The sequence below is a fragment of the Geodermatophilus sp. SYSU D01045 genome (assembly GCF_054050295.1).
Map to the genome: position 1 here is coordinate 1 of NZ_JBJGZB010000008.1, position 23,107 is coordinate 23,107.

The 23,107-nt window shown below is 76.5% G+C and carries 19 protein-coding genes and 1 riboswitch; of the genes, 9 read left to right on the plus strand and 10 right to left on the minus strand.

Annotation, left to right across the window (positions count from 1 at the left end; all coding sequences use genetic code 11):
- Window positions 1–33 precede the first annotated feature (33 nt).
- The 3 genes from ACI798_RS08180 to ACI798_RS08190 are packed head-to-tail and all read right to left on the minus strand — an operon-like array spanning window position 34 to window position 3,352.
- Window positions 34–888: an SDR family NAD(P)-dependent oxidoreductase gene (locus ACI798_RS08180; RefSeq protein ID WP_456939367.1), complete on the minus strand. Its 855-nt coding sequence runs from the start codon at window positions 886–888 to the stop codon at window positions 34–36.
- Complete coding sequence (locus ACI798_RS08185; protein WP_456939366.1) at window positions 885–1,844, minus strand: alpha/beta fold hydrolase; 960 nt, start codon at window positions 1,842–1,844, stop codon at window positions 885–887. Before ACI798_RS08185 ends, ACI798_RS08180 begins: the two co-directional genes overlap by 4 nt.
- The gene (locus tag ACI798_RS08190; protein WP_456939365.1) at window positions 1,841–3,352 is read right to left on the minus strand and encodes a flavin-containing monooxygenase; all 1,512 of its coding nucleotides are present in this window, start codon (window positions 3,350–3,352) and stop codon (window positions 1,841–1,843) included. The genes ACI798_RS08185 and ACI798_RS08190 overlap by 4 nt, the downstream gene beginning before the upstream one ends.
- Window positions 3,353–3,454: 102 nt before the next feature.
- On the opposite strand from ACI798_RS08190, the gene ACI798_RS08195 reads away from it, so the two are divergent.
- Window positions 3,455–4,702: a PucR family transcriptional regulator gene (locus tag ACI798_RS08195; RefSeq protein ID WP_457047664.1), complete on the plus strand. Its 1,248-nt coding sequence runs from the start codon at window positions 3,455–3,457 to the stop codon at window positions 4,700–4,702.
- 111 nt (window positions 4,703–4,813) lie between these two features.
- A complete protein-coding gene (locus ACI798_RS08200; RefSeq protein ID WP_457047665.1) occupies window positions 4,814–9,430 on the plus strand; it encodes an HAD-IC family P-type ATPase in 4,617 nt (1,538 codons plus the stop codon).
- Here ACI798_RS08200 and ACI798_RS08205 read toward each other — a convergent pair.
- Window positions 9,337–10,221, minus strand: a complete 885-nt coding sequence (locus ACI798_RS08205) for a bile acid:sodium symporter family protein (protein ID WP_456939362.1) — start codon at window positions 10,219–10,221, stop codon at window positions 9,337–9,339. The genes ACI798_RS08200 and ACI798_RS08205 overlap by 94 nt on opposite strands.
- Before the next feature lie 248 nt (window positions 10,222–10,469).
- Between ACI798_RS08205 and ACI798_RS08210 the strand changes: the two genes are divergently transcribed.
- From ACI798_RS08210 to ACI798_RS08220, 3 genes are all read left to right on the plus strand, one after another.
- Window positions 10,470–12,284 carry a protein kinase domain-containing protein gene (locus ACI798_RS08210; RefSeq protein ID WP_457047666.1) on the plus strand — a complete coding sequence of 605 codons (1,815 nt, stop codon included), beginning with the start codon at window positions 10,470–10,472 and terminating at the stop codon, window positions 12,282–12,284.
- A gap of 23 nt (window positions 12,285–12,307) precedes the next feature.
- Complete coding sequence (locus ACI798_RS08215) at window positions 12,308–12,892, plus strand: DNA-directed RNA polymerase subunit alpha C-terminal domain-containing protein (protein WP_456939360.1); 585 nt, start codon at window positions 12,308–12,310, stop codon at window positions 12,890–12,892.
- A gap of 105 nt (window positions 12,893–12,997) precedes the next feature.
- Window positions 12,998–13,148, plus strand: a riboswitch (cyclic di-AMP (ydaO/yuaA leader).
- Window positions 13,149–13,154: 6 nt separating this feature from the next.
- Window positions 13,155–14,063 (plus strand): hypothetical protein, encoded by a 909-nt coding sequence (locus ACI798_RS08220; protein WP_457047667.1) that lies wholly within the window; start codon window positions 13,155–13,157, stop codon window positions 14,061–14,063.
- Window positions 14,064–14,069: 6 nt separating this feature from the next.
- Here ACI798_RS08220 and ACI798_RS08225 read toward each other — a convergent pair whose 3' ends face one another.
- Complete coding sequence (locus ACI798_RS08225) at window positions 14,070–15,056, minus strand: YihY/virulence factor BrkB family protein (protein ID WP_456939358.1); 987 nt, start codon at window positions 15,054–15,056, stop codon at window positions 14,070–14,072.
- Window positions 15,057–15,170: 114 nt separating this feature from the next.
- On the opposite strand from ACI798_RS08225, the gene ACI798_RS08230 reads away from it, so the two are divergent.
- Both ACI798_RS08230 and ACI798_RS08235 read left to right on the plus strand, forming a co-directional pair.
- Window positions 15,171–15,980, plus strand: a complete 810-nt coding sequence (locus ACI798_RS08230; protein ID WP_457047668.1) for a sulfite exporter TauE/SafE family protein — start codon at window positions 15,171–15,173, stop codon at window positions 15,978–15,980.
- A 133-nt stretch (window positions 15,981–16,113) separates the two neighbouring features.
- Window positions 16,114–17,025 carry a hypothetical protein gene (locus ACI798_RS08235; RefSeq protein WP_456939356.1) on the plus strand — a complete coding sequence of 304 codons (912 nt, stop codon included), beginning with the start codon at window positions 16,114–16,116 and terminating at the stop codon, window positions 17,023–17,025.
- 40 nt (window positions 17,026–17,065) lie between these two features.
- Here ACI798_RS08235 and ACI798_RS08240 read toward each other — a convergent pair whose 3' ends face one another.
- Both ACI798_RS08240 and ACI798_RS08245 read right to left on the minus strand, forming a co-directional pair.
- On the minus strand, window positions 17,066–18,715 hold the full coding sequence (locus tag ACI798_RS08240) for an AMP-binding protein (protein ID WP_457047669.1): 1,650 nt from the start codon (window positions 18,713–18,715) through the stop codon (window positions 17,066–17,068).
- A gap of 7 nt (window positions 18,716–18,722) precedes the next feature.
- Window positions 18,723–19,694 carry a cyclase family protein gene (locus ACI798_RS08245; protein ID WP_456939354.1) on the minus strand — a complete coding sequence of 324 codons (972 nt, stop codon included), beginning with the start codon at window positions 19,692–19,694 and terminating at the stop codon, window positions 18,723–18,725.
- 118 nt (window positions 19,695–19,812) lie between these two features.
- Between ACI798_RS08245 and ACI798_RS08250 the strand changes: the two genes are divergently transcribed.
- Window positions 19,813–21,084, plus strand: a complete 1,272-nt coding sequence (locus ACI798_RS08250; RefSeq protein ID WP_456939353.1) for a hydroxyacid-oxoacid transhydrogenase — start codon at window positions 19,813–19,815, stop codon at window positions 21,082–21,084.
- Window positions 21,085–21,103: 19 nt separating this feature from the next.
- Here the strand turns inward: ACI798_RS08250 and ACI798_RS08255 are convergent, their stop codons facing one another.
- From ACI798_RS08255 to ACI798_RS08265, 3 genes are all read right to left on the minus strand, one after another.
- Entirely contained in the window at window positions 21,104–21,520 is a 417-nt protein-coding gene (locus ACI798_RS08255; protein ID WP_456939352.1) for a PaaI family thioesterase, read from the minus strand.
- Window positions 21,517–22,089, minus strand: coding sequence for a dienelactone hydrolase family protein (locus ACI798_RS08260; protein WP_456939351.1), 573 nt, complete (start codon window positions 22,087–22,089; stop codon window positions 21,517–21,519). The genes ACI798_RS08255 and ACI798_RS08260 overlap by 4 nt, the downstream gene beginning before the upstream one ends.
- Before the next feature lie 83 nt (window positions 22,090–22,172).
- Window positions 22,173–22,499, minus strand: coding sequence for a WhiB family transcriptional regulator (locus ACI798_RS08265; protein WP_456939350.1), 327 nt, complete (start codon window positions 22,497–22,499; stop codon window positions 22,173–22,175).
- A 264-nt stretch (window positions 22,500–22,763) separates the two neighbouring features.
- On the opposite strand from ACI798_RS08265, the gene ACI798_RS08270 reads away from it, so the two are divergent.
- Window positions 22,764–23,105, plus strand: a complete 342-nt coding sequence (locus ACI798_RS08270; RefSeq protein WP_456939349.1) for a YciI family protein — start codon at window positions 22,764–22,766, stop codon at window positions 23,103–23,105.
- The last annotated feature ends 2 nt before the right edge of the window (window positions 23,106–23,107 follow it).

A 23,107-nucleotide genomic window follows, 5' to 3' on the forward strand; every position in this document is an offset into this window, starting at 1 on the left:
GGCCGCCGGGCGGCGGCCGGGGCGCACCGGGCCTCAGGCGCGGCGGCCGAACAGCCGGCGGTCGTACCAGGCCGACAGCACCGGGTAGCGGGCCGGCAGCAGCCGGACCAGCCGGTCGACCAGGACGGCGTCCTTCCCGACCCGCACCCGCGGCTTCCCGGCCTCGACGCCGTCGACGACGATCCGCGCCGCCTGCTCGGCGGGCATCGTCAGGAGCTTCTCGTTGTAGACGCGGTTGCGGGCGAGCTCGGCGGGGGTGAGCTCGAGACCCCGCTCCTCGGCCTCCCTGACGGTGGCCGAGGCGATGTTCGTCTTGACCCCGCCCGGGTGGACGACGGTGACCTGCACCGGGTGGCCGCCGGCGATCATCTCGGTGCGCACCACCTCGGTGAACCCGCGGACGGCGAACTTGCTCGCGCAGTAGGCGGACAGCGTCGGCTGGGCCATGAACCCGTTGAGGCTGGACACGTTGACCACGTGCCCGTCGCCCGAGGCGACCAGGTGCGGCAGGAACGCCTTGGTGCCGTTGATGACGCCGTGCAGGTTGACCCCGAGCGTGCGGTCGTAGGTCTCCCAGTCGGTGTCGAGCACCGAGCGGCCGCCGCCGGAGATGCCGGCGTTGTTGTAGACCTGGTGCACCACGCCGAAGTGCGTGGCCACCGCGTCGGCGTAGGCGACGACGGCGTCCCGGTCGCTGACGTCGAGCCGCGCGGTGTGCACCTCGGCGCCCAGCGCCTTCGCCCGGTCGGCGGTCTGGCCCAGGCCCAGCTCGTCGACGTCGGACAGCGCCAGCCGCGCGCCCCGCTTCGCCAGCTCGAAGGCCAGCTGCCGGCCGATGCCGGACCCGGCGCCGGTGACGACGGCGACCTTGCCGTGCACGCTGCTCATCGGTTCTCTCCCGTCAGGTGGGCGCCCGCACCGCGGGCGAGGTCGGTGGTGAGCTCCACGAGCCGGTCGACGACGCCCGGCGCCAGGTGGTGGCCCATGCCGGGGATCTCGACGTGCCGGGCGCCCGCGATCGCGTCCGCGGTGGCCCGCCCGCCGCTGGGGTGGACCATCCGGTCGACGTCGCCGTGTACGACCAGCGTCGGCGCGGTGATCCGCGCGAGGTCGGCGGTGCGGTCGCCGGAGGCCTGGATGGCGCCGATCTGGCGGGCCACCTCCTGCGAGCGGTCGCCGCCGCCGCGCTCCCACACCGCGGCTGCCCAGGCGCGCTCGAGGTCGTCGTCGGGCGGGAAGCCAGGGCCGCCGATGTGGCCGAGCATCGCCAGGTGCCGCTCGACCGACTCCTCGACGGTGCGCGGCGCGGCCTTCGCCAGCCGCAGGATCGTCGATCGGGTCGGCTGCCCGACCCGGCGCGACCCGGTGGTGGAGAAGATCGAGGTCAGGCTCGCCACCCGGTGCGGGTGCCGGGCCGCCACCACCTGGGCGATCATCCCGCCCATCGACATGCCGACCAGGTGCACCCGGCCGATGCCGAGGGCGTCGAGCAGGCCGACGGCGTCGGCGGCCATGTCGGTGAGGTCGTAGGCGTCCGGCCGCGGCCGGGCCAGCAGCTGGCGCGCGCGGCCCGGCGGCGGGGTGGCGATCCGGCCCGACCGGCCGGCGTCGCGGTTGTCCATCCGGACCACCCGGAAGCCGCGGCCGGTGAACCCGTCGACCATCCGCTGCGGCCACGAGGTCAGGTCCAGCCCGAGGCCCGCGACCAGCAGCAGCGGCTCGCCGTCGTCCGGGCCGTCGACGCGGTGGCAGATGCGCGGGCCGGCCGGCAGGTCGGCGAAGCGGTCCTCCGCGGTGTCGTCCGCGGTGACCGCCGCGCGGGCCGGTGCCTCGGCGGCGGTCACGCGGGCACGGCCGCGGCGGGCGGGGCGACGCGGTCGGCCGCCCGGGTGAGCCGGAGCTCGGGGTCGACGACGCTGTCGGCCCGGAGCAGCTTGACGTCGGAGTGGTAGTCCATGGAGGTCAGCCACGGCATCCGGTCGCCCTGCCGCGGCAGCCGGTCGACGGCGCGCTGGATGTAGCCGGCGGCGAAGTCGAGGAAGGGCCGGGTGGGCATGTCCGGGTCGGCGGGCACCGGCCGCGCAGTGTCCAGGCCGCGCTCGTCCATGTGCCTGAGCAGCCGGACGAAGTGCTCGCAGAGCAGGCCGACCTTCAGCGTCCAGGACGAGTTGGTGTAGCCGATCGCGTAGGCGAGGTTCGGCACGCCGGACAGCATCATGCCCTTGTACGAGACCGTCTCCGACAGCGTCACGGGCGCGCCGTCGACGGTGACCGCGACGCCGCCGAAGGCCTGCACGTTCAGCCCGGTCGCGGTCACGATCACGTCGGCGTCCAGGTGCCGCCCGGAGGCGAGCTCGATGCCGGTCTCGTCGAAGGTGACGATCCGGTCGGTGACGACGTCGGCCTCCCCCTCGCGGATGGCGCGGAACAGGTCGCCGTTCGGGACGGCGCACAGCCGCTGGTCCCACGGGTCGTACGGCGGGTTGAAGTGCGTGTCGACGTCGAAGCCCTCGGGCAGCTGCTTGGTGTTGACCCAGCGGATCACCGTGCGGGCGGCCTTCGGGTGCTTCTGGCAGAAGCTCCAGATGGCCCGCTGCTGGGCGATGTTCTTGCGGCGGGTCAGCGCGTAGCCGCGCTCGTCCCCGAACCACTTCCGCAGCAGCGCGGCGACCTTGTCCTCGCGCGGGACCGGCAGCACGTAGGTGGGGGTGCGCTGCAGCATCGTCACCGACGCGGCGGTCCCGGCGATGGCGGGCACGATCGTCACGGCGGTGGCGCCCGAGCCGACGACCACGACCCGCTTGCCGGTGAGGTCGAGGTCCTCGGGCCAGGCCTGCGGGTGCACGATCTCGCCGCGGAAGCGGTCGCGGCCCTCGAAGACCGGGGTGAAGCCCTCGTCGTAGCGGTAGTAGCCGCCGGCGCAGAACACCCAGCCCGCGGTCAGCTGCAGCCGCTCGCCGGTGTCGGTGCGCTCGACGTCGACGGTCCAGCGGGCGTCCTCGCTGGACCACGACACCGCCAGCACCCGGTGGTGGTAGCGGATCTTCTCGTCGAGGCCGTTCTCGGTGGCCGTCTCGCGGAGGTAGGCGAGGATCTTCGGGGCGTCGGCGATCGCCTGGCGGTCCCGCCACGGCTTGAACTCGTAGCCGAAGGTCGACAGGTCGGAGTCCGAGCGGATGCCGGGGTAGCGGAACAGGTCCCACGTGCCGCCGGAGGCGCCGCGCGCCTCGAGGATCGCGAAGCTCTTCGCGGGCAGCTCGGTGGTCAGGTACCGGCCGGCGCCGATGCCGGAGATCCCGGCGCCGACGATCAGCACGTCGAGGTGCTCGACCGGCGTCTGCGTGGTGGTCAATGCGGTGCTCCGTCCTCGGGACACGGGTGCAGCGGCCTACGAGACTGCGTGGTCCCGCTCACCCGGTGCAACGACGAACTGCACCATCCCGATACTGGGACGGTGCAGAGTGCTGCAGGGAGCGCCGACTGGCCGGCCGTCTCGGCCCGCACCCGGGAGCTGTTCCGCCGGGGCGCGGAGGTGGCCCTCGACCCCCGCGCCGACTGGATCGAGGAGCTGCACCGGGCGTCGCTGGGCACCGAGCGGATGCGCCCGGTCGCCGAGGACCCCGTCCTCGCCGCCGCCACCCGCCGGGCCAACCTGGCCAACCTGCTGCACTGGGCGGCGGCCAACGTGCAGCACCCCGGCCGGCGGGTGCCGGCCAACACCGGCGGCGAGGTGCTCGACGTCGCCCGCGACCTGGTCCGCCGCGGCCTGGACCAGAGCGGGCTGGACGCCTACCGGACCGCGCAGGGCGTGGCCTGGCGGCGGTGGATGGAGATCTGCTTCGAGCTGACCGCCGACCCGGCCGAGCTGCGCGAGCTGCTCGACGTCTCCGCGCTGTCGATCACCACGTTCATCGACGACACGGTCGCGGCGCTGTCCGGGCGGATGGCCGCCGAGCGGGCCGAGCTCACCCGCGGCGCGCACGCCGAGCGCCGCGCCACGGTCACCCTGTTGCTGGAGGGCGCGCCGATCGGCCGGGCCCGCGCGGAGGCGCAGCTGGGCTACGGGCTGACCGGCCCGCACACCGCCGCCGTCGTCTGGTCCGGGTCCGGCAGCGCCGCGCCCGGGCAGCTGGAGGCCGCCGCGGAGGCGGTGACCCGGGCGGCGGGCGCGACCCGGCGGCTGACCGTCGTCGCCAGCGCGGCCGCGCTGTGGGTGTGGCTGCCGGTGGGCACCGCGCCGCGGGCCGCGGAGCTGGCCGGGCCGCTGGCCGCGCACCCCGACGTCCGGGTCGCGGTGGGCCGGCCGGGCCGCGACGTCGACGGCTTCCGCCGCAGCCACCTCGACGCCGCCACGGCGCAGCGGATGCTGGCGCGGCTGACCTCCCCGCAGCAGGTGGCCCGCTACGAGGACGTGCAGCTGGTCGCGCTGCTGACCACCGAGCCGACCCAGCTCGAGGAGTTCCTGGCCGGCACCCTCGGCCGGCTGGCGACCGCCGACCCCGACACCCGCGAGGCGGTGCTCACCTACGTGCGGGAGCTGGGCAACGCCTCCCGCACCGCCGAGCGGCTCTTCACCCACCGCAACACCGTGTTGCGCCGGCTGGCCCGCGCCGACGAGCTGCTGCCCCGGCCGCTCGCCGAGAACGTCCTCGGCGTGGCCGCGGCGCTGGAGGTGCTGCGCTGGCGCGGCGCGGCGGACTGATCCTCCCGGACGTCGGTGCGGACTGCGGCGTACCGGTCCAGGCCCGTGACCTCCGTCACCTGGAGGTGGACGATGGGTGGGCAGCAGGTGTCCCGCAGGGGGGAGCTGCCGATGCGCGTCCTCCACCGCGCCGCCACGGCCCGGCGCGCCCTGGCGTCCACGGCGCGCCTCGCGGTCGCCGGCGCGCAGGTCGCCGCCGCACCGGCCGTGCTCACCGCCGGCCTGCTCGGCGCCTCCTCCCGCGCCGCGGTGCGGACGGCGGAGGACCTGACCAGCCGGATCGCCGGCCGGCCGGTCGACCTCACACAGGCCGCCGTCTCCGGCGTCCGGGCCGCCGGCACGCTGCTCACCGGCGCCGACCCGCTGCCCACCGGCCGGCTGCGGGAGCTCGCCCAGGTCGCCACCGGGATGTTCGAGCCCGACGGCCGGCGGCACACCCCGCGGGTGTGGGCCGACGCCGGCCTGGTGCAGGTCGAGCTGCCCGAGTGCACCCCCGGCGCGCCGCCCGACGCCGGCCGCACGCTGCGCACGCGCCTCGAGCGGCTCGAGGGCGTGCAGTGGGCCACGGTGAACGAGGTCCTCGGCCGGGCGCTGGTCGCCGTCGACACGCGGCGGGTGGGCGTGGAGGACGTCGTCGGCACGGTGCGCGCGCTGCAGGACGCCGACGACCGCCGCGACGTCCTGCGCGAGCCGGCCGACCACCCCGCCGACCTCGAACCGCTGCTGGCCACCGCGACGGCGCTGGCGGTGGACGCCCTCGGCGTCGTCGCCGCGCTCACCGCCCGGGCGCTGCCGGTCCCCGCGCTGTCGCGGCACGCCACGCTCGCGATCACCCTGGTCGACACCCAGGACTGGATCGCCGACGCGCTCAGCCGGCGGATCGGCCGGCACGGCACCCGCCTGGTCCTCGAGGGGCTCTCCGCCGTGCTCCACTCCGCGACCCAGAGCCCGGTGATCCCCGCGCTCAACGCGGCCGCCTCCGCCCAGCAGGTCCTCGAGGCCCGCGCCCGGCGCCAGGTGTGGCGGCGCCGCCACGAGCAGCTGTGCCGGCCCGAGCCGGACGCCACCGAGCCCGAGGACCCCGCCCCGGCGGCCCGCGCCGGGGAACGGCCGGTGCCGCTCCCGCTCGGCGCCGTCGACCGCTACCAGGCGCGGACGGGCCCGACGACGACGGGCGCCGTGCTGGCCGTCCTCGCCCTGACCGGCCGCCCCGGTCGCGCCGCCGACCTGGTCAAGGCGCTCTCGCCGAAGGCCGCGCTGCAGGGCCGCGAGTCCTTCGCGGCGACCCTCGACCTGCTGCTGTGCCGCGCCGGGGTGCTGCCCCTGGACGCCACCGCCTACCGCCGGCTCGACCGCGTCGACTGCGTGGTGGTCGACGGGGCCACCCTGTGCACCGGCCCGCCGGTCGTCCTCGAGGCCACCGCCGAGGCCGACGGGTGGGACACGGCCGCCGTGTGGACGGCCGCGGCGCGGCTGCTGGCCGCCGACGGGGCCGCGGACGGCACCCGGCTGGGCCCGCCCCGGGCAGCCCCGGACGCGCCCGGGGCCGCGCTGCGCACGCTGTACGCCGGGCGCCGGCGGGTGGGCACCGTCCTGGTCGCCCCGGAGCTCGACCCGCACGCCGAGGCGCTGCTGACCACCGCCGCCGGCACCGGCGCGCGGCTGGTGCTCACCGCGCACGCCGGCACCCGCGAGATCGCCGGCGTCGCCGGGGAGGTCGCGCCCGCGGACGAACCGCTCGCCGGCGTCGTCCGCCGGCTGCAGGCCGACGGGCACGGCGTGCTGCTGGTCTCCTCCGCCGACCCGGCCGCGCTGCTGGCCGCCGACGTCGCGGTGGCCCCCGTGCGGCCGGACCGGGCGCCGGCCTGGGCGGCGGACCTGGTGACCGGGACCGGCCTGGCCGACGCCTGCCGGGTGGTCCGGGCCGTGCCCGACGCGCGCCGGCTGGCCCGCCGGTCGGTGCAGAGCGCGGTCACCGGCAACGTGCTGGGCGGTCTGCTCGCCGCCGTCGGCTCGGCCCGCGCCGGGCAGCGGCGGGCGACCGCCCCGGGCAAGACCGCGGCGCTGTGGACGATGTTCGACGGCACCGCCACGGCGGTCCGCGCCGCCCGGCGGCCCCCGCCGCCCCCGTCGGTGCACACGCCCTGGCACGCCCTCGACCCCGACGACGTCCTGCGCCGGCTGGCGGAGCTGCCCCGGGACGACGACGCCCCGCCCGGCCCGCTCACCCGGGCGTGGCGGCGGGGGACTGCCGTGCCCGCGGTGCGGGTACCGGTCCGGTTCGGCCGCACCGTCGCCGCGGAGCTCGCCGACCCGCTCACCCCCGTCCTGGGCGCGGGCGCCGGCGCCACCGCCGTGCTGGGCGAGACCGCGGACGCGTTCCTCGTCGGCGGGGTCACGGTCGGCAACGCGCTGCTCGGCGCGGCGCAGCGGATGCGCGCGGAGTCGGCGCTGGCCTCGCTGCTGCTGCAGCAGGACGCCCGCGTCCGCCGGGAGACCGGCGGCGGTGCGGAGGAGCTGCCGTCGAGCGCGCTGCGGGTGGGCGACGTGGTCCTCGTCGGGTCCGGCGACGTGGTGGCCGCCGACGCGCGGCTGCTGGCCGCCGAGGACCTCGAGGCCGACGAGTCCAGCCTGACCGGCGAGTCGCTCGCGGTGGCCAAGTCGGTGGCGGCGACGCCGGGCGCCGAGGTGCCCGATCGGCGCTGCATGCTCTTCGACGGGACGACTGTCGTCGCCGGCACCGGCCGCGCGGTCGTCGTCGCCGTCGGGCCGGCCACCCAGGCGGGCCGGGCGGCGCGGGCGGCCGGGCGCGGGGCGCCGCCGGCCGGCGTCCAGGCCCGGCTGGCCGAGCTCACCCGCTCGGTGCTGCCGCTGACGCTGGCCGGCGGCGGGACCGTGGCCGCGCTCGGCGTGCTGTGGCGGCGGCCGCTGCGCGAGGCGGTCGGCTCCGGGGTCGCGGTCGCCGTCGCGGCCGTCCCCGAGGGCCTGCCGCTGGTCGCGACCGTCGCCCAGCAGGCGGCGGCCCGGCGGCTGTCACGGGACGGGACGGTGGTGCGCAGCGCGCGGGTCCTGGAGGCGCTCGGCCGGGTGGACACCGTCTGCTTCGACAAGACCGGCACGCTGACCGAGAACCGGCTGCGGGTGGCCCGGCTGCTGCCCGTCGGGGACGAGCCGGTCGGCGGCGAGGACGGCCTGCTGCGGCTGGCCGCGGCGGGGATCGGCGCCGGCGACGCCGACGCGCACGAGACCGACCGCGCCGTCGCCGCCGCCGCCACCGACCGCGGCGTGGCCGGCGACGGCGAGCCGGAGGCCTCGGTGCCCTTCGCCACCGGGCGCGGGTTCTCGGCGGCGCTGCGCTCGGGCCGGCTGGTGGTCAAGGGCGCGCCGGAGGTCGTGCTGCGGCTGTGCACCGACCCGGGCGACGCCGCGGACCGGGTGCGGGAGCTGGCCTGCGACGGGCTGCGGGTACTCGCCGTCGCCGACCGCGCGGTGGACGGCCGGCCCGGCGACCTCGAGGCGGCGGCGACCGGGCTGACCCTGCGCGGCCTGGTGGGCCTGGCCGACACGGTGCGCGGCTCGTCGGCCGCGGCGGTCGAGCAGCTGGCCGCGGCGGGCGTCCGGGTGCTGGTGGCCACCGGCGACCACCCGGAGACCGCCGCGGCGATCGCCGCCGAGGCCGGGGTCCCCGACGCCGGCCGGGTGGTCACCGGCGCGCAGCTGGCGCGGGCCTCGGAGTCGGAGCGGACGGCGCTGGTGCGCGAGGCGGCGGTGTTCGCCCGGCTGACGCCCGAGCACAAGGTGCTGCTCGTCGGGGCGCTGCGCCGCGCCGGCGCCACGCTGGCCATGACCGGCGACGGCATCAACGACGCCGCCGCGATCCGGCTGGCCGACGTCGGGGTCGGGGTGGCCGGCGCCGAGTCCCCCGCCGCGCGCAGCGCCGCGGACCTGGTGATCACCGACCGGGACCTGACCCGGCTGGTCGACGCCGTCGCCGAGGGCCGCGCGCTGTGGTCCCGCGTCCGGGACGCCGTCGCCATCCTCGTCGGGGGCAACGCCGGCGAGGTCACGTTCACCGTGCTCGGCTCCGCGCTGGGCGGCCGGGCGCCGCTGGGCACCCGGCAGCTGCTGCTGGTCAACCTGCTGACCGACATGTTCCCCGCGCTGGCGGTCGCGGTGGCCCGGCCGCGGGCGGCCGCCCCGGCGGCGGACGGCGGGCCGCTGGCCGGCCACCCGCTCGCGCCGGTGCTGCTCGCCGGCCCGTACCGCGGCTTCGCCGACGCGGTGCGCCGCCTGGTCGCCGTCCGCGGGGTGGCCACCACCGCCGGCGCGACCGGCGCGTGGGCCACCGGCCGCGTCACCGGGCTGCGCCGGCGGGCCAGCACGATGGGGCTCGCCGCGCTGATCGCCACCCAGCTCGGGCAGACCGCCTGGGCCGGGCGGCGCAGCCCGCTGGTGCTGGCGACCGCGGCCGGGTCGCTGGCCGCCCTGGCCGTGGTCGTGCAGACCCCCGGGCTCAGCCGGTTCTTCGGCTGCACGCCGCTGGACCCGCTGGCCTGGCTGGTCGTCCTCGGCTGGGCTGCGGCCGGTACCGCCGGCGCGGAGGTGGTCCCCGCCCTGGTGCGTCGGCGGGCGGGTCAGGACGCGACGCGCTCCGGCGCCCCCGACCGGGACGCCCGGGTGATCGCCCAGCCGGCGAGCGCGGCCACCGGGAACATCAGCACGCCGTAGACCGCCGCGGGGACGGCGAGCTCCACGCTGCCGAGGACGCTGATCGCGACCGCGATGGCCAGCGTGCTGTTGTGCACGCCGATCTCGAAGGCGCACGCGACCGCCTGCCGGTGGCCGACGCCGAGCGCGCGCGGCACGGCGAACCCGGTCAGCAGGCTCAGCGCGCAGAAGGCGAGCGCGACCAGCCCGACCTCGCGCAGGTACCCGGCCACGTCCTCCCGCTCGGCGACGACGGTCCCGGCGATCACCAGCGCGAGCACGACCGCGGACAGCACCCGCACCGGCCGGTCCATCCGGCGGGCGAACGCCGGCGCCGCGCGCCGCACCAGCATGCCCAGCGCCACCGGCACCAGCACGATCGCGAACACCTGCACCGTCTTGCCGAACTGCAGGCCGATCGACCCGGCGCCGGGCGGGTCGAAGACGGTCACCGCCAGGTTGGTCACCAGCGGCAGCGTGACGACCGCGAGCAGCGAGTTGACCGCCGTCAGCGAGACGTTGAGAGCGACGTCGCCGCGGAACAGGTGGCTGAACAGGTTCGCCGTCGTCCCGCCGGGCGAGGCGGCCAGCAGCACCATCCCCACGGCGAGCACGGGCTCCAGGCCGGCGGCCACCACGAGGCCGAAGCACAGGGCCGGCAGCACCAGCAGCTGCAGACCGAGGGCGACGACGGCGGCGCGCGGCCGGCGGGTGACCCGGACGAAGTCGTCGACGGTGAGCGACAGCCCGAGCCCGAACATGATCACGGCCAGGGCGGCGGGCAGGGCGACGGCGCTGAGGGCCGAGTCCATGGGCGACCTCCGGAACGGCCGCGGCTCCGTTGCCGCGGATCGCCCGGATCCTGGCCGACCGGGAGCCGGCCGGGGAAGCACCGGCACGCGACCGGGGGAGCCGCCGCGGGCGCTCCGGTGGTTGACCGGCGCTCCGGCCGGGAACCGATGACTGGTCGGCCGCCCTGCGGAGGAGCGGCCGCGCAGCTCCCGGTGGGGGCCGGAGGAGGCGGGGCGCACCCGCCGCGTGGACGGGACGGAGTCGGGCAGTGACCACGGTGGAGCAGGGGAGCCGGACCCTGGGGGACCGCTACGAGCTGCAGGAACTCATCGCCACCGGGGGCATGGGCCAGGTGTGGCGGGGCCGGGACACGCTGCTGGCCCGGCCGGTCGCGGTCAAGGTGCTGCGCAGCGAGTACGCCGACGACCCGACCTTCCTCGCCCGCTTCCGCAACGAGGCCCGGCACGCGGCGGCGCTCACCCACCCCAACATCGCCACGGTCCTGGACTACGGCGAGGGCGCCGACGACGCCACCGGCGAGCACCTGGCCTACCTGGTGATGGAGCTGGTCGAGGGGGCGCCGCTGTCCACCCTCATCCAGACCGAGGGCCCGCTGGACCCCGGGGCGGCCCTCTCGGTGCTGCGCCAGGCCGCGGCCGCCCTCGCGGAGGCGCACCGCAGCGGCGTCGTCCACCGCGACGTCAAGCCCTCGAACATCCTCGTCCGGCCCGACGGGCGGGTGAAGCTCACCGACTTCGGCATCGCCTGGTCGGCCGAGTGCGTGCCGCTCACCCAGACCGGCCAGGTCATCGGCACCGCGCAGTACATGTCCCCGGAGCAGGCCGCCGGCGAGCGGGTCAGCCCGGCCAGCGACGTCTACGCCCTCGGCCTGGTCGGCTACGAGTCGCTGACCGGCCACGCCGCCTTCACCGGCACCAACCCGGTCACCGTCGCGCTCAAGCAGGTCCGCGAGCAGCCCGAGCCCCTGCCCGACGACCTGCCGCCCGACGTCAAGGACCTCATCGGGTCCGCGCTCACCAAGGACCCCGGCGACCGCCTGCCCGACGGCGCGGCCTTCCTGTCCGCGGTCGAGGAGACGCTGGACCACCAGGCCGCCCCAGACCACCAGGCCGCCGCAGACCACCAGGCCGCCCCGGTGCCGCCCACCCGCCCGGTGGCGGCCGCCGCCCCCGTGCCCGGGCCGGCCCCCGCGCCCGTGTCCGAGGCGGAGCCGCGCCGGCGCCGGCGCGCGCTGGTCCTGCTGCCGCTGCTGCTCGTCGCGCTCGTCGTCGGGGGCGTGCTGTTCACCACGACCCGCGCCGGGGACGTGCCGGTGGCCGACGCCGCGGAGACGCCGCGGGCCGGGATCGTGCTGCGGGCCGCGGACTTCGTGGGCCGCCCGGTGGCCGAGGTGGCCGGCGACCTGACCGCCCTCGGCCTCACCGTCGGCCAGCGCAGCGAGCAGACCCCGGACGCGGCGCCGGGCACCGTCGTGCGGCTGGACCCGGTGGACGTCGAGCTCTCGGCCGGCGACCGGGTGCAGGTGTTCGTCGCGGTCGCCCCCGACACCGCGGTGCCCGCCCCCGAGGCGCCCGCCGGCGCGGGACCCGGCTCGCCGGACGAGGCCGCGCCGGAGTCCCCGGCCGCGACGTCCGAGGCGCCCGCCGCGGACAGCACCCCCGACGCCCCGGCGCCGGGGACCCCGAGCCCGGAGGCGCCGAGCCCGGAGGCGCCCGCCGCGGAGGCCACGACCCCCGAGGCCACGACCCCCGAGGCGACGACCCCCGAGGCGACGACCCCCGAGACCACACCGGCGGAGGGCACGGGGTCCGCGGGCGCGACGCCGGGGAGCACGCCGGAGGCGACGGAGACCGAGCCGTCCGGCGGCACGACGCCGGAGACCCCGGCGCCCGCGACCGGGACGCCCGGGGACACCGCCCCGCCGACGGCGGAGGAGCCCCCGGTCCCGGACGCGGGGACGACGTCCACCGACGAGGCGCCGGCGACCTCACCCGACGGCGGCCCCACCGGGACCGCTCCCGCGGAGCCGGCGCCGGACGGCGCCGCGGACGCCTCCTGGTGAACCCGGGGCTAGGGTCCGACGCCATGTCGACGAGGTCGCGGGTCGTGCCGACGGGGAGCGTCCGGGAGCTGGGCCTGCCCGCTCGGGCGGTGGGCGCGCTGGCCCGCGCCGGCATCACCACCGTGGAGCAGCTGTCCGCGCTGACCCGCCGCGAGCTGGCGGCCGTCCCCGGGCTGGGACCGGCGATGGTCGCCGCCGTCCGCGCCGTCGTCCCCGAGCCCGTGGCGGTGGGCCTGTGGCCGCTGCCCGACGAGGACGACGCGCCGCCGTCCCCGGCGATCCCGTCGTTCGACTCGCTGCGCGCCCCGCGCCGCCGCACCGCCCTCGACGTCCTCGTGCCGGAGGGCCCGGGGGAGCCCGTGCCGTCGGACGGGGTGCCGGGCGAGGTGGCCGGCGGGACGCCGGAGGAGGACGGGGGACCGCTCCCGGCCGGTCCGCACCCCGCCGCCGCGCCGGCCGCTGCGGCGCCGCGGCCGGCCGAGTGGGCCGACCTCGCCGCCCTCGGCGCCCGCGGCGTCCGGGCCGCCGCGGTCCTGCCGTGGCGGGTGACCGCGTGGTGCCTGCAGCTCCCGCTCCGCGTCGCGGAGCGGCTGCGCGCCCGCGCCTGACCAGGACGTGGTCCCCGCCACGGAACACGGCCGCGGTTTGTCACGGACAGGTCACGGCCGCTACCGTGGCCGAGGCCGTCCGGCCCCGTCCCCGCCAGGGGACCCGGGCGGTCGCCGCCGAGTCGCCCCCTGGGCGAGCCGGGGACCCACCGCAGTACTGGGGTGAATCCCGCTCCGGACCCTCGCGTCCGGGCGGGTAGGGCTGCTTCCCGCCCGAACCCGTCAGCTAACTCGGTAGGCGGCTGACGGGAGACATCGATCCATGCCCTCGAGCACCACCCCCGGCCGCCCCGGCGCGCCCCTGAACCGTTCCACCCGCCGCCGCCCGCTGGCCGCGCACCGCCGTCCGGGCCTGTACCTGGGCGTCGCCGCCGCCGGCGCGGTCCTGGTCAACGTCCTGGTCGGCCCGCCGCCGGCCGCCACCGCCGAGGCCGGGACGACGAGCGAGTCGGTCGCCGTCGCCGAGGCACTGGGGCTGTCGGCGCAGTCCGGCCCGGTCACCGCGCCCACCGCGCCCGACCTCGCGCCGCTCGAGGACCTCGCGGCCACCCGCAGCTCGCGGGAGGCCGCCGAGGCCGCGGCGCAGCAGTCGCAGGCCGCCGCCGACCAGGCCACCGTCGACCGGCAGCGGGCCGAGGCCGAGGCCGCCGCCCGCGCCGCGGCGGAGGCCGAGGCCGCCGCCGAGGCCGCCGCCGCAGCGGAAGCCGCCGCCGCCGCGGAAGCCGCGGAGGCTGCCGAGGCTGCCGAGGCTGCGGCCGCGGACGAGGAGGCCGGCGCGGCGGAGACCGCGGGCTCCACCGCCGTCTCGGTCGTCGCCCGCATCACCAACAGCGCCGGTCCGGTGGAGCCCCAGGTGCAGGCCGCCGCGGACGCCGTCGTCAGCAACGTGCCGGGGGCGGACTCGATCACCCTCGGCGGCACGCGGGCCAGCGCCGCCGACCCGGGCGGCCACCCCTCCGGCAAGGCGCTGGACTACATGGTCATGAGCGACGCCGCCCTCGGCGACGCGATCGTCGCCTACCACCGCGCGCACTGGGACGAGCTCGGCGTCGACTACCTGATCTGGGAGCAGCGGATGCTGTCCTCGCCGAACGGGTCGTGGCAGACGATGGAGGACCGCGGCGGCACGACGGCCAACCACTACGACCACGTGCACGTCAACTACCTCTAGCCGCCCTCAGCGCTCGCCCGGGTAGGGCGGCGCGCTGTCGGCGACCACCGCGCCGCGCTCGCCGAGCGGCCGCTCGGGACCCACGGTGGAGTCCCGGGCGGTCTGCCGCTCGGTCTCGGCGTTCACGACCGCGCCGACGAGCACGAGGAAGACCGTCGTCCACAGCCAGAACATGCTGATGGCCACGCCGGCGAGCGACCCGTACGTCGCGGAGTAGTCGCCCAGGCTGCGGACGTAGGCGAAGAAGCCGATCGTCGTCGCCAGCCACAGCACGGTGGTCAGCGCCGCCCCGGGGGTGATCCACCGCCACCGGGCCTGCTTCCGGTCGGGGCCGAGCCGGTAGAGGACGGCGAGCACGGCGCTCATCAGCACCGCCGCGGCGACCCACGTGAGCACCGGGACGACGCCGCGGACCGCGCCCGGCGCCCCCGCGAGCACGCTCGAGACCTCGCCGGCGCCGGCGATGATCCCGCCGAGCAGGACCGCGCCGCCCAGGACGAGGACGAGGGCCAGCGCGCTGCGGCGGAGGAAGCCGCGGGTCTCGGTCTCGTGGTAGGCGAGGGTCAGCCCGTCGACGAGGTAGGTCATCGCGGTCGTCGCCGTCCACAGCGCCGCGACGAGGCCGCCGAGCCCGCGCCAGGTGTTCACGTGCGTGGAGGCGGTGGTGATCGTCGTCAGTTGGTCGACCACCAGCGACCGCAGGTCGTCCGGGAGCATCCCCGCCACCCCGGACAGTTGGTGCAGCGCGTCCTCGGGGGTGTTGACGACGCCGTACACCGACACCGCCGTCACCAGCACCGGCGCGACCGACAGCAGCGCGAAGAACGCCACCGCCGACGCCTGCACCATGAGCCGGTCGCTGAGCACGTGGCGCGCGGCGCGGCGCAGGACCCGGCGCCAGTCACGCGCGGTGAGCCGGTGCGGCGAGTGGGCGTCGGTCGCTGCACGGCCGGGTGGCCGCTCGTCCCGGGTGCGCGCCCCGCCCCCTGTCACCGCACCATCGCACCGCCGGACGCGACCGGCCGCAACGCGGCTCGCCGGACCCGGCGCTCGCGTCCACTGCGGCGTCGGGGAGGCTGGCTGTCCGTGACCGACTCCGGCGCGCGCGTGACTGACCTGCTCCTCCCGGAGGGCCTGACGCCCTCCCTGCTCGCCCTCGTGCTCGTCGCGGCGCTGGCCGCCGGCTGGGTGGACGCCGTCGTCGGCGGCGGCGGGCTGATCCAGCTGCCCGCGCTGCTGCTGGTGCCGGGGCTGGCCCCGGTGCAGGCGCTGGCCACCAACAAGCTGGCGTCGGTGTTCGGCACCACCACCAGCGCGGTCACCTACCAGCGGCGGGTGCACCCGGACCTGCGGACGGCGCTGCCCATGGCCGCGGTCGCCCTGGTCGGCTCGTTCTGCGGGGCGTCGGTGGCGGCCCTGCTGCCGGCCGCGGTGTTCAAGCCGGTGATCGTCGTGGCGCTGGTCGGCATCGCGCTGTTCACCGCGTTCCGCCCGGCCCTCGGGGAGGTGACGGCGCTGCGGCACACCGGCCGTCGCCACCACGGCACCGCGCTCGCCGTCGGAGCGGTCATCGGGTTCTACGACGGCGTCCTCGGCCCGGGCACCGGCTCGTTCCTCGTGTTCGCCCTGGTCTCCCTGCTGGGCTACGACTTCCTCAACGCCAGCGCCAAGGCCAAGATCGTCAACGTCGCGACCAACCTCGGCGCGCTGGCGTTCTTCGTGCCGCACGGGTCGGTCGTCTGGGGCCTGGGCCTGTGCCTGGGCGCGGCCAACACCCTCGGCGGCTACGTCGGCTCCCGGACGGCGACCTCCCGCGGCACCGGCTTCATCCGGGTCGTGTTCCTCGTCGTGGTCACCGCGCTGGTCCTGCGGCTCGGGTGGGACGTGTGGACGGAGGACGTCCGCGCCGACGGCTGAGCGGCGGGAGCCGATCGGCCCTCGACCCGGGGCGGAGCGCGTGCCAGCCTGGGAGGCCGGTCCGGGTCGTGGCGCCGGGTGCGCGCCGAGCCGACCCCACCGTGGGCCGGGCACGACCGACAGGCGGCAGCCGATGGAACCCGTCGCACTGGAACCCGTCGCACCGCGGACGCCGGACCCCGCCGACGAGGTCCGGCCCGGCACGCGGTGGCTGCTGACGGCCTTCCTGTTGCTCACCCTGCTCGCCGTCTCCCAGCTGCTCCTGCTCGCCGACGTCGCCGACCGCTTCTGGGCGTGGTCGATCCGCACCGAGGCGACCGCCGCGTTCCTCGGCGCCGCCTACACCGCCGGCGCGGTGCTGTCGGTCCTCTCCCTCCGGCAGCACCGGTGGAGCCGGATCCGGGTGCCGGTGCTCACGGTCACCCTGTTCACGGTCCTCACCTGCGCGGCGACGCTGATCCACACCCACCGCCTGCACCTGCTCACCGGCGGGCCGGTCGCCCGGGCGGCGGCCTGGATCTGGCTGGCCGTCTACCTCGTCGTCCCCGCCCTGTGCCTGGCGGTGGTCCTCGGGCAGGAGGTCCGCCGGGGCCGGCGCCCGCCCGTGCGGCTGCCGATGCCGGCCGGGCTGACCGGGCTGCTGCTCGTCGAGGGCGTGCTGCTGGCGGCGGCCGGCGCGGTCCTGTTCGCCGGGGGGCTCGCCGTGCACCACCACGTGGAGGCGGTCACGTCCTTCTGGCCGTGGGAGATCACGCCGCTGAGCTCGCAGGTGATCGGCGCCTGGCTGCTCGCCCTCGGGTTCGCCGCGGCGCTGTCGGTGCGGGAGCGGGACCTGGACCGGCTGGGCGTCGCGGCGGTCACCTACACCGTGTTCGGCGCGCTCGAGTTCGTGGTGGTGCTCTGGTACCGCCGCGACGTGGAGGCCGACGACCCGTGGCTGTGGGTCTGGGTGGCCCTGCTGGTCGCGGTCGTGGGCACCGGCGCGGCCGGGATCCGGGCCGCCCGCCCCGCACGGTCGCACCGGCCGGGCGCGCCGGTGCGGTGACCGGGTCCCCGCCCCGGGGAGAGCGGGGACCCGGCCGGTCTCACGTCCCCCGCAGCTCGCGGCGGAGGATCTTGCCGGTGACCGTCTTCGGCAGCTCGTCGACCACGACCACGCTGCGCGGGTACTTGTAGGCGGCCATCCGCTCCCGGCAGTGCGCGATGAGCTCCTCCGGGGTGGTGCTGGTCCCCGGCCTGAGGCTGACGAACGCCCTGACCGTCTCGCCGCGCTTCTCGTCGAGCACGCCGACGACCGCGGACTCGCGGACGGCGGGGTGCTCGGCCAGGACGTCCTCGACCTCGCGGGGCCACACCTTGTAGCCCGACGCGTTGATCATGTCCTTCTTGCGGTCGACGATGAACACCCAGCCCTGCGGGTCCATGAACCCGACGTCGCCGCTCTTCAGCGCCCCGCCGGGCAGGTTGGCCGCCGTCTCCTCGGGCTTGCCCCAGTAGCCGGCGACCACCTGCGGGCCCTCGGCCACGATCTCGCCGACCTCGCCGAGCGGCAGGTCCTGCCCGTCGTCGCCCTGGATGCGGACGACGGTGTTCGGCGCCGGCACGCCCACCGACAGTGCCCCCGAGTTCGGGTCCACCGGCGACGGCGACCCGAACGGCGTCACCGTCATCGGCGACGTCGTCTCGGTGAGGCCGTAGGCGTTGTGCACCTGCTTGCCGGTGGCCTCGAAGAACCCGCGCTCGGCGGCCGGGGAGATCGCCGCCCCGCCGGAGTAGAGCGACGTGAACGAGTCGAAGTGCTCCTTGCGGAACCCCGGGGCGTTGAGCAGCGCGCTGAAGGCCGTGATCGCGCCGATGGTGAACGCCGGCCGGTGCTCGAGGAACGCGTCGAGCACCACCTGCGGCTCGAACCGGTAGGCCAGCACCAGCGGCGCCGGCACCAGCATGCTCACCGCCACGTGGCCGATCAGGCCGGTGATGTGGAACAGCGGGGCGATGCCGAAGATCGCGCCGTCCCGCCCGGCGTGCACCCAGTCCCGGTAGACCTGCGCGGTGAACACGACGTTGCGGTGGGTGTTCATCGCGCCCTTGGGCACGCCCGTCGTCCCCGACGTGTAGGTCAGGAACGCGACGTCGTCGGGGCCCAGCTCCACCGGCGGCGGGGCCTGCCCGCGGTACCGCTCGACGAACTCGAGCAGGTCGGTGGTGCCCTCGTGCCGCTGCCGGGTGACGCCGGCGAACAGCCGCTCGTCGTCGCGGGTCTGCAGGTCCAGCCCGCTGGTGGTGAGCACCAGGCGGACGTCGGTGCCCGGGACGACGTCGCGGGCGACCTCGTCGTAGAGGGTGTCCAGGCACAGCAGCACCGTCGCGCCGGAGTCGGCCAGCAGGTAGGACAGTTCCCGCGCCCGGCTCATCGGGTTGATCGACACCATCACGCCGCCGGCCTTCCAGGTGGCGACCATGGCCATGACGAACTGCGGCACGTTCTGCAGGTAGACCGCCAGCCGGTCGCCCGGCCGGAAGCCGGACTCGAGCAGCCCGGCGGCCATCGCGTCGGTCATCGCGTCGAGGTCCCGGCGGACGACGGTGCCGTCGAAGTAGCGCAGCGCGTCGCCGTCGGGGTCGCGCTGCACGCCGGCGCGGAACATCGACAGGGCGTCGCCGAACTCGATGTCGTAGTCCGGCCGCTGGTCGCCGTAGAGCGCCAGCCAGGGGCGGTCGTCGTAGACGCTCACGACGGGCTCACTTGAGGACGACGGGGTTGACCGGCGAGCCGCTGCCCTTGTGCACCTTGAGCGGTGCGGCGACGTAGAGGCCCTCGTACTGGCCGTCCTCGGCGGAGTCGGCGGCCAGCGCCTCGAGGTCGGCGATCTCGGTGAGGGTGACCCCGAGGTTGCGCATGAGTGCGTTGTGCAGCACGAGCGCGACGCCGGTGTTCGGGTCGGTGGTGACCTCGTTGGCGATGGTGTCGGTGACCAGGTTGGGGATCTCCATGTCCTGGAACCACTGCACCAGCTCCGGGCTGTAGACCAGGCCGGGCTCGTTGAAGCCGTCGTAGAAGGCGTCGCCCTGCTCGAAGAACAGCTGCAGGAAGTTCGTCCGGATGATCAGGATGTCCCGCTTGCGGATCTCCACCCCCTGCTCCTCCGCGCAGGCCAGCAGGTCCTCGTGGGTGAACGTCTCGCCCTTGTCCAGGGTGGGCCTGCCCCGGAAGCGGGCCATGTCCAGCAGCACGCCGCGGCCGACGACGCCGCGCTGGGCGATCGGCTCGACGCTGGCCTTGTCCAGCCCGCCGACGGTGGTGCGGGCGTCGTAGCCGTTCCAGATCTTCCCGCCGTACCAGACGTGGCCGAGGCCGTCGTACTGCGTGGAGCCCTGCAGGAAGGCGTTGATCTTGTCGTCGGCGTAGTGCAGGCCGCCGGGGTACTGCGGCGCGTCGTCGGAGTCCCAGGTGGACTCGTCGAGGATCTGGGTGCGCTCGGCGGGGGAGCGGCCGGGCCACACCGGGTCGCCCTTCGGGTCGCCGATCAGCCGCTGCAGCGTGAACACCTTGCCCTGCCGGACCAGCCCGACGGCGGCCAGCACCTGCTCGGGGCCGAGGTAGTTCAGGGCGCCGACCTCGTCGTCGTCGCCCCACTTGCCCCAGTTGGTGGGGGAGTCGGCGAGCAGGTCGTCGAGGGCGGGGACGGCGGTGGTCTCGGGTTCTGCGGTCACGGCTGACCTCCAGGGGGAAGGTTGGTGGGCGCACCCGACCCTGCCGCGCTGTGGTCCCCGCCACAAGGAGGGTGCAACGATCCGTGCAACCGGATCCGCCCGAGCCGAGGAGGCCGACATGACCGCCGAGTCCGTGTTCACCTACGGGGCACCGCAGCTGAAGTTCGGCAGCGGGGCGTCGGAGGAGATCGGCTACGACCTCAGCCGCTTCGGCGTGCGGCGGGTCCTGGTGGTCACCGACGCCGGGGTGTCGGCCACCGGCCTGCCGCAGCGGGTCGCCGACCAGATGGGCCGCTTCGGCATCGAGGCGCGGGTCTACGACGGCGTGCACGTCGAGCCGACCGACGTCAGCCTGACCGAGGCGATCGAGGCGGCCCGCGCGTCCGGGCCGTGGGACGCGTTCGTCGCGGTCGGCGGCGGGTCGAGCATCGACACCGCCAAGGCGATCGACCTGCTGACCACCAACCCCGGCGAGCTGCTGGACTACGTCAACGTGCCGGTGGGGAAGGGGCAGGCGCCGTCCGAGCCGCTCAAGCCGCTGGTCGCCGTCCCGACGACGACCGGCACCGGGTCGGAGAGCACGACGATCTGCGTGATGGACGTGCTGGCGCAGCGGGTGAAGACCGGCATCAGCCACGCGCGGCTGCGGCCCACCCTCGCCGTCATCGACCCCGACCTCACCGTCACCCAGCCGCCCGGGGTCACCGCCGCGGCCGGGATGGACATCCTGTGCCACGCGCTGGAGAGCTACACCGCGCGCTGGTACACGACCTACGACCGCAAGGCGCCCGAGCAGCGGGTGCCCTACTGCGGGTCCAACCCGATCTCGGACATGTGGTCGGAGAAGGCGCTGTCGCTGCTGGCCGGCTCGTTCCGGCGGGCGGTGCGGCACGGCGACGACACGGCCGCCCGGGGCGACATGGCGATGGCCGCGACCTTCGCCGGGATGGGCTTCGGCAACGCCGGCGTGCACGTCCCGCACGCCAACGCCTACCCGATCGCCGGGCAGGTGAAGGACTTCCACCCGAAGGACTACCCGGCCGGCGAGCCGATGGTGCCGCACGGGATGTCGGTGGCGCTGACCGCGCCGGAGGCCTTCCGGTTCACCTTCGAGGCGGCGCCCGAGCGGCACGTCCGGGCGGCGCAGCTGCTGGCTCCCAACGCCGGCGAGCCCGACGACCCGGCCGAGTTCCTGCCCACCGTCCTCACCGACCTGATGCGCGACATCGACATCCCCAACGGGATCGCCGCGGTCGGCTTCGACGAGGGCGACGTCGACGACCTGGTCGAGGGCACCATGAAGCAGCAGCGGCTGCTGGCCACCTGCCCGCGCGAGGTGACCGCCGAGGACGTCGCCGGGATCTTCCGCCGCTCGATGACGCTCTGGTGACGCCGCCGGGGTGAGCCCCTCAGCCCGCCGGGACGATCGTCTTGGTGACCTGCGCCGAGGCGACGAGGGCGCCGTCCACCGTCGCCTCGGACCGCAGGAACGCCACCGCGCGGCCGCGGCGCAGCACCGAGCCGGTGACGTCGACCCGCGCGCCGGCGCGCACCGGGCGCAGCAGGGAGGCGGTGAGGTCGTGGGTGACCGCGTGCTCGCCGTCGCCCAGGGAGGGCAGCAGCGACAGGAAGGCCGCCACGTCGAGGAAGGTGTAGACGACGCCGCCGTGCAGCAGCGCCGCCTGGTTCTGCGCGGCCGCGGCGACGGGGAACCAGATGCCGGCGGTCGGGTCGGCGGGGTCGCGCAGCTGCATGCCCAGGTGCCGGTGCAGCGGGATGTCGAGGACCGCCTGCACCCGGGCGGCGGCCACCTCCGGCGAGCTCACGCGCGCGCCAGCAGGTCGAGCACCCGGCGGGTGAGCAGCGCCGCGGCGTCCGGGTCGTGGGAGGGCAGCGTGCGGTCGGCGAAGTAGTGCCGGTCGCCGGGGTAGGTGAACACCTCGGCGTCGTCGGCCTCCTCCGCGAGCGCGCGGGCGGCCGCGAGGTCGCCCTCGTCGACGAAGAGCGGGTCGGCGTCCATGCCGTGCACCTGCACCGGGACGCCGGCCGGCCAGCGGCCGAACTCCTCCGCCGGGAGGCACGAGTAGAGGAGCACCGCGCCGCGGGCGCCGGGCCGGGTCTGCGCCAGGTGCTGCGCCGGGAGCACGCCCAGCGACATGCCCGCGTAGACCAGACCCTCGGGGAGGTCCGCCACGGCGCGGGCGCCGCGGTCCACCACCTCGCCGGAGCCGATCTCCCGCGCGTGGGCGACGCCGTCCTCGACCGAGCCGAAGGTGCGGCCCCCGAACAGGTCGGGGGTGTGCACCGTGTGCCCGGCCGCGCGCAGGTCGTCGGCGAACGCGGTGACGCCGGGCGTCAGCCCCAGCGCGTGGTGGAACAGCACGACCTCGGCCACGGCGGCTCCTTCGGCAGGCGACGGTCCGGCGGCGGGACCTGGGCCGGACCGTAACCCGCGGGACCGGCGCCCCGCCCGGGCGGTCAGGCGCTGAGCGGCATGCTGCGGCGGGCCAGGCGCACCCGCCGCCGCTCGCGCTCGGACAGCCCGCCCCAGATGCCGAAGCGCTCGTCGTTGGCCAGCGCGTACTCCAGGCACTCGGTGCGGACGTCGCAGCCCGCGCACACGCGCTTGGCCTCGCGGGTCGAGCCGCCCTTCTCCGGGAAGAAGGCCTCGGGGTCGGTCTCGGCGCACAGCGCGTCCAGCCGCCACGCGGCGTCGCCACCGGACAGCACGCTCCAGACCGAGCCGGCGACGGCGTCGGGCTGCGCGGAGGACTCGGTGATCAGGCTGAGGCGGGAGAGCGGCACGGGGGGCTCCTCGGGGGGTCTAGGAGGTGGCGTACCGCGACGTGACGGACGGGTACGCCCTGACTGCTGACAGTGACGCTAATCAGTGCCTGCCTCGGCGCGCACCGTCAGAACATCTGCGGAACCCGGCCGTCCGGTTGTCAGATCATGCCGGAGACGACGGCGCGTGGGAGGTCTTCCGCGGGAGCTGTCGATCTGGTGCGGTGCTGCGTGTCGTAGAGGTGGAGGGCCCGGCAGGCGGGCCCCCGGAGCCCGGAGGACGGCATGACGAAGTACCTGGTCCTGATCTACGAGGACGAGACGCAGTACGCCACCGCGACCCCCGACGTCTACGGCGAGATCACCGCCGAGCACGAGACCTTCTCCGCGGGCGTGGAGCGGCACGGCGCCAAGCTGCTCGGCGGCGAGGCGCTGGAGCCGACGACGACGGCGACCAGCGTGCGCGGTGGCGAGGTCACCGACGGCCCGTTCGCCGAGACGAAGGAGGCCCTCGGCGGCTACTACCTGATCGACGCGCCCGACCTCGACACCGCGCTGGCCGTCGCGCGCACCGTGCCGGCCCGCTTCGGCGGCGTCGAGGTCCGCCCGGTGATGACCTTCGACTGACC

What these genes read in the sequence shown, in the direction of transcription:
- ACI798_RS08180 (WP_456939367.1), bottom strand. Translation starts at nt 888, where the DNA reads ATGAGCAGCGTGCACGGCAAGGTCGCCGTCGTCACCGGCGCCGGGTCC.
- ACI798_RS08200 (WP_457047665.1), top strand. Translation starts at nt 4,814, where the DNA reads ATGCGCGTCCTCCACCGCGCCGCCACGGCCCGGCGCGCCCTGGCGTCC.
- ACI798_RS08205 (WP_456939362.1), bottom strand. Translation starts at nt 10,221, where the DNA reads ATGGACTCGGCCCTCAGCGCCGTCGCCCTGCCCGCCGCCCTGGCCGTG.
- ACI798_RS08215 (WP_456939360.1), top strand. Translation starts at nt 12,308, where the DNA reads ATGTCGACGAGGTCGCGGGTCGTGCCGACGGGGAGCGTCCGGGAGCTG.
- ACI798_RS08220 (WP_457047667.1), top strand. Translation starts at nt 13,155, where the DNA reads ATGCCCTCGAGCACCACCCCCGGCCGCCCCGGCGCGCCCCTGAACCGT.
- ACI798_RS08235 (WP_456939356.1), top strand. Translation starts at nt 16,114, where the DNA reads ATGGAACCCGTCGCACTGGAACCCGTCGCACCGCGGACGCCGGACCCC.
- ACI798_RS08250 (WP_456939353.1), top strand. Translation starts at nt 19,813, where the DNA reads ATGACCGCCGAGTCCGTGTTCACCTACGGGGCACCGCAGCTGAAGTTC.
- ACI798_RS08270 (WP_456939349.1), top strand. Translation starts at nt 22,764, where the DNA reads ATGACGAAGTACCTGGTCCTGATCTACGAGGACGAGACGCAGTACGCC.